General features: G+C 60.5%; 3 protein-coding genes and 1 pseudogene. 2 read left to right on the top strand and 2 right to left on the bottom strand.

Annotation, left to right across the window (positions count from 1 at the left end):
• The first annotated feature begins 256 nt into the window (after positions 1–256).
• Positions 257–1,232, top strand: a pseudogene (locus GHO25_RS07730) (DUF2242 domain-containing protein).
• 241 nt (positions 1,233–1,473) lie between these two features.
• Here GHO25_RS07730 and GHO25_RS07725 read toward each other — a convergent pair.
• Positions 1,474–2,514, bottom strand: coding sequence for an AraC family transcriptional regulator (locus GHO25_RS07725; RefSeq protein WP_153390444.1), 1,041 nt, complete (start codon positions 2,512–2,514; stop codon positions 1,474–1,476).
• A 4-nt stretch (positions 2,515–2,518) separates the two neighbouring features.
• The gene (locus tag GHO25_RS07720; protein WP_153375140.1) at positions 2,519–3,649 is read right to left on the bottom strand and encodes a carbon-nitrogen hydrolase family protein; all 1,131 of its coding nucleotides are present in this window, start codon (positions 3,647–3,649) and stop codon (positions 2,519–2,521) included.
• A gap of 211 nt (positions 3,650–3,860) precedes the next feature.
• On the opposite strand from GHO25_RS07720, the gene GHO25_RS07715 reads away from it, so the two are divergent.
• Entirely contained in the window at positions 3,861–5,897 is a 2,037-nt protein-coding gene (locus GHO25_RS07715) for an NADPH-dependent 2,4-dienoyl-CoA reductase (RefSeq protein ID WP_153390442.1), read from the top strand.
• The last annotated feature ends 103 nt before the right edge of the window (positions 5,898–6,000 follow it).

Genomic DNA, 6,000 nt, shown 5'->3' with positions numbered 1-6,000 from the left:
CGGTAGTTCAGTCGGTTAGAATACCGGCCTGTCACGCCGGGGGTCGCGGGTTCGAGTCCCGTCCGCTGCGCCATATTTGCTTCAGAGCCCTTGAACTCTCTGAAGCTACAAAGAAAGCGACCTTAGGGTCGCTTTTTTTGTGCCCGCAATTCCTTCGCGCCTCGTACCTCGTCAACGGCGACACGCAATCAAACCGCGCGCGAAAAACGCGATCTGATGCACAATACGCCCCGTACCGTTTTCCTCAGGATTGTTAATGCCCTTGTCCTTCTCCTTGCGTACCGCGGTAGTTGCCTTGTGTCTGGCCGGCCTCGCAGGTTGTTCATCGAATAAGCCGACGATTTACGATCATGAAAGCTTCGATGATTCAGGCACGTTCTCGCGCAATTACCCGGTGAGTGACAAGGTCTCTTGCGAAGCCGCGCGCCGTGCATTGCTGAGCCAGGGCTACATCATCACCAGCAACGATCCGAAAATGATCAGCGGCCACAAGAGCTTCCAGCAAAGTGGCGAAAGCCATCTGGAAATCAGCTTTAACGTGGTGTGTGCCGACGACGGTGGCTCGGCGCACCACGCGACCATGTTCGCCAACGCCTTGCTGGACCGCTACGCACTGAAAAAGGTGAATAACTCGGCCAGCCTCGGGGTGGGTGTGCTGGGGTCTGTGTCGATGCCGATCGGCTCGTCCGACGACTCGATGGTCAAGGGTGGCCAGTGAAACCGTGTCGTCCCCGGATTTCTATGACCGCTATTTCTCGTTGGTTGAAGCGTTCTTGCCCAAGGATGCGAAAAAAGTGACGCCAACTGATGACAAGCCCAAGGCTGAACTGGGTGTGCCTGAAGCCGCTGTACAGCCACAGGCCGTACCAGTGGCACCTGTAGCGCCGGTAGAGGCTCCGGCTGCGCCTGCCACGCCTGCGGCCCCTGAACCTGCGCCAACGCCCGTTGCCGAGCCTGCGGTAGAAGCCACAAGCTCCAAGCCCGTAGCGCCGCCTGCAGACTTGCAGCCGATCGTGCCGATTGAAACGCCAGTCACACCGGCGCCTGTGCCTGCGATAACGCCTGCGATCCCGGCGGCGGTAACTCCGCCAGCCGTTGAGAAATCTGTTGAAACACCTTCAGAGAAAACCACAGAACCGGCTGCCCCGGCGCCAACGTCCCCCGTCACGCCGCCAGCCGAGTCGCCAAAGCCTGCTGTACCCGCCGTGCTAGAGCCTGCGTCGGCACAATAAAGGGTTGCACTAAATTTCTGAGGTCTGCTACGTTTAAAGTCAGTGCTGGACAGGCCCGCGAAGGTGTCATTTAACCTTCATGCGCGCGCCTTAAGCTCAACCAGCGCCACTCAGGCATGACTTGAATCAATAGGCTTTTAAGAGGATGCACCCATGGACGACTATCAAGAAGAACTGCTCGAGTATCAGGCTTCGGAGCTGGACTCCCCAGAGTCTGCTGACGACGCGACAGAGCTTTGAATCAGGCCAATTGACGCTGGCGACGACGGAACTCTCCTGGAGTCTCCGCGTTCCAGCGCTTAAAGGCCCTCTGAAACGCCTCGGCTGAGGCAAACCCCAACAAATAGGCAATCTCGCCAAAAGCCAGTTCCGTGTCACGGATATAGGTCATGGCCAGATCTCGCCGCGTGTCATTCAAAATCGCGCGAAATTGCGTGCCTTCTTCTGCCAGCTTGCGACGTAAGGTCCAGGTCGGTAGCTTCAAACGTGCTGCCACTTCTTCCAGGTCCGGTTCCCGGCCACCATTGAGCAAAGGCCCCAACAATTGTGTGATGCGTTCGCGCAGGCTGCGGGTGCGGGTCAGTTGTTCCAGTTCGCGCTCACACACCTGCAGCAGGCTTGCCCAGGTGCTCGGGCAGTGCACGGGGTTGCGAAGATCCAGGGTCGCGTGGCTCAGGCGGATCTGATTGGTCTCGGCACGAAAGTTCACCGTCGCCTCGCTCAATGAGCGGTAGTGCTCGGCGTATTCCGGCTCGCTGAACTCAATATCGACCTGCTCGCAGCGCAAAGGCTGATTGGCCACCGACGACAACTGTTGCAGCCAGCCCGCGATGATTGAGTCCACCACAAAGCGGTTGTAGGCGTTATACGGGCTGATGGAGTAAAACCGTAGCCAGGCGCCCTGAGCATCTTCGTGCAAGCTCGACTGGCCGCGATAGTTGGAGCCGTACAACGGTTCAAAACGGGTGAGGGTACGGGCTGCTTCACGCACCGTCGGGGCCTGGGCCGCAGTGACCCCGGCCAGCCCGGCTTGGGGTAAGCGGCTCATTTGGCCCATGCGCAAGCCCAGTGCCGGGTCGCCGGTGAGTGCGATCGCGGCATGCCCCAGACGCATGTAACGCGGGATCGACAAGCGCGCCGAAGGCTGCGCCAGTCGGGCCGGGTCAAGCCCGTATTGATCCAGCAGCGGCTGCGGGTCATGCCCATGGCTGCGAATGGCCTCGGCCAATGAATCGACAAATCCGACAGAAAGGTCGCCCAAACGCATCGGCAGCGGTTTCATGGTCTTACAGCCACACGTTCAACAAACGGGCACCATCGCCGGTGTTATTGGCGCTGGTCTGACCCTCGCGGCTGATAAAGCCGTGCCCGGAGCTGCGCTTGTCCCAGAATTTGCCGCGCAGAAACACCGTAACGCCTGCTTCGGCCGTGCTGCTGGGCACGCTGCTGATCAGCGTCAGGCGGTGCCAGGCTTCACCTTCGGACACTTCGCCGGGCTTGAGGCTGATCTCGCTGGGGGTCAACACACTTTTGTAGCCGCCCCAGGGTTGCTCCCACGTGTTTTTACCCATGATGAACGCCGGCACGGCGATCATTTGCGCGCCGTGCTCGTTCAGGGTTCGGTAGTGCTCGGGGTACCAACTGTCACTGCCGATCAAAATGCCCAGGCGCCCGGCGGGAGTGTCGACCACATTCAACTGATGATCGGGGCTTGGCTGGATATAGCTCTGCTCTTCGTAGGTCGGCAGCAACTGACGCTGCGGTGTGCCCAGCGGCGCGCCATCACGGCCAAACACCACGCTGCTGTTGTACAGCGGGCCATTGCCCGGTACTAGCTTACCGTCCTCAATGCGCGGGTCGGGCAGGGCGATGCTGCCAGCCACCAGTGTCACGCCAAATTCTTTGGCCAGACCGCCAAACAGGCTCTGGTAATCGCGCGCCATCGAACGGGCCTTCATGCGCAGATGCGCATCGTTGGTCCGGCTGTCGCCATCTGCGCGCAGCCAGGCATTGGCAAAGGCCAACGGGTGGCTGAGCACCAGCATGTGCATGGCTTCATTCAAATTGGCAGCCTGGTACAGCTCGTTCTTCTCACCCTCAAACACCAGCCAACTGCCGATGTGCTCAGGCAGCACCACCACGGTTTTATCGTTGAGCAGCCCGTCATTGCGCGCGCTGTTCAAGTACGCGGCGAGCTTCAAACGCACCAGGTCCAGGCTTTGGAAGTCGCGAGGTGACAGGTCGGGCTCGATGCCCAGCAAATTGCCACGGCCCTGATCAACGCCCTCGTTGATGGCCAGTTCCACCCGCAGATCAGACAAGTAATGACTGGCCGGGCGCTGCCCGGTCCAGTATCCGTAGCCTGCGCCAGCGGCGACCAGGGCGGTCAATAAGGTACAAGTAAATAATTTACGCATGAGAACGAAAGCGGTAACCGTGTGCAGAATTCGTCGACTAGGGTAGGTCGCTCAGCCCGGCTTGCCAAGGGGGGCTGCTCATTAAGGTTAGGAGTTTGTCATTTTGGGTCATTGAGCGAGCCCGGGTGTGTCTTTACTGTGCCAGACACAACCGACGAGGGCCAAAGAGCACCTCGCTTTCCGTGATTTAGCCTGTAACGGAGCATCCCTGATGACCGCCTCTCACTACCCCCATTTGCTCGCCCCGCTGGATCTGGGCTTTACCACCTTGCGTAACCGCACTTTGATGGGTTCGATGCACACCGGCCTTGAAGAGCAGCCGGGCGGATTTGAACGCATGGCCGCCTATTTTGCCGAGCGGGCCAAAGGGGGCGTCGGCCTGATGGTCACCGGCGGTATTGCGCCCAACGATGAGGGCGGGGTGTACAGTGGGGCGGCCAAGCTGAGTACGGCTGAAGAGGCCGAGAAACATGTGGTCGTGACCCAGGCTGTGCACGCCGAAGGCGGCAAGATCTGCCTGCAGATCCTTCACGCCGGGCGCTACGCCTACAGCCCGCGTCAAGTTGCGCCGAGCGCCATTCAGGCGCCGATCAACCCGTTTACTCCCAAAGAGCTGGATGAAGCGGGCATCGAGAAGCAAATAAGCGATTTCGTAACCTGCGCCCAACTGGCGCAAAGTGCCGGGTATGACGGCGTTGAGATCATGGGCTCCGAAGGTTATTTGATTAACCAGTTCCTTGCCTCCCAGACCAACCATCGCACTGACCGCTGGGGCGGCAGCTATGAAAACCGCATGCGCCTGCCTCTTGAGATCGTGCGGCGCACCCGTGAAGCCGTAGGTCCGAACTTCATCATCATTTATCGCCTGTCGATGCTCGATCTGGTGGCCGGTGGCAGCGTCTGGGAGGAAATCGTGCAACTGGCCAAGGCCGTGGAGCAGGCTGGCGTGACCCTGATCAACACCGGAATCGGCTGGCACGAAGCGCGCATTCCGACCATCGCCACCAAAGTGCCGCGCGGCGCGTTCAGCAAAGTCACCGCCAAGCTGCGTGGTTCGGTCAGCGTGCCGCTGATCACCACTAACCGCATCAACACGCCGGAAATCGCCGAGCAGATCCTCGCCGAGGGCGATGCCGACATGGTCTCCATGGCGCGCCCGTTTCTGGCCGACCCGGAGTTCGTCAACAAAGCCGCCGCCGGTCGCGGCGACGAAATCAACACCTGCATTGGCTGCAATCAGGCGTGCCTGGACCACACCTTTGGCGGCAAGCTGACCAGTTGCCTGGTCAACCCGCGGGCCTGCCACGAAACCGAACTCAACTACCTGCCGACCATTGCCGTAAAGAAAATCGCTGTGGTCGGTGCCGGGCCTGCGGGGCTCTCGGCGGCCACCGTAGCCGCTGAGCGCGGGCATCAGGTCACACTGTTTGACTCAGCCAGTGAAATCGGCGGCCAGTTCAATGTGGCCAAGCGCGTGCCGGGCAAAGAGGAGTTCTACGAAACCCTGCGCTACTTCTCGCACAAACTGCGCACCACCGGCGTTGAGCTGCGGCTCAATACTCGCGTGGATGTGCAGGAACTGGTGGCGGGCGAATTTGACGAAATCATCCTGGCCACCGGCATTACCCCGCGCACCCCGGCGATTCCCGGGATCGACCACCCTAAAGTACTCAGCTACCTGGACGTGATTTTGCAGCGCAAGCCGGTGGGTGCCAGCGTCGCGGTGATCGGTGCGGGCGGCATTGGCTTTGACGTGTCCGAGTTCCTGGTGCAAGAGGGCGAGGCCACCAGTCAGAACCGCGAAGCGTTTTGGCGCGAGTGGGGCATTGATAGCCGTCTTGAGGCACGCGGCGGTGTGGCCGGGATCAAGCCCGAGGTGCATGCACCGGCGCGCCAAGTGTTTCTGTTGCAGCGCAAAGCCAGCAAAGTGGGTGACGGCCTGGGCAAAACCACCGGCTGGATCCACCGGGCCGGTTTGAAGAACAAACACGTGCAAATGCTCAACAGCGTGGAGTACCTGAGCATCGACAACGACGGTCTGCACATCCGCATTGGCGAAGGCGAGCCGCAGGTGCTGCCCGTCGACAACATCGTGATATGCGCCGGGCAAGACCCTTTGCGCGAACTGCAGGATGGCCTGCTGGCTGCCGGGCAGAGCGTGCACTTGATCGGTGGCGCCGACGTGGCCGCCGAGCTGGATGCCAAGCGCGCGATCAACCAGGGCTCGCGGCTGGCGGCACAGTTGTAAGAGGCACTGCATTCTGTGGGAGCGGGCTTGCTCGCGATGCGGGCGGCGCGGTGTGATTGTCACACCCTGTCGACCTTTCAGATCAAAAGATCGCGAGGCAAGC

It is taken from the genome of Pseudomonas sp. FSL R10-1350, from assembly GCF_009600525.1.
In the GTDB taxonomy this organism is placed as follows: domain Bacteria; phylum Pseudomonadota; class Gammaproteobacteria; order Pseudomonadales; family Pseudomonadaceae; genus Aquipseudomonas; species Aquipseudomonas helleri.
Note: the sequence above shows the minus strand (reverse complement) of the source record. Positions and strands in the feature narration are given on the sequence as shown.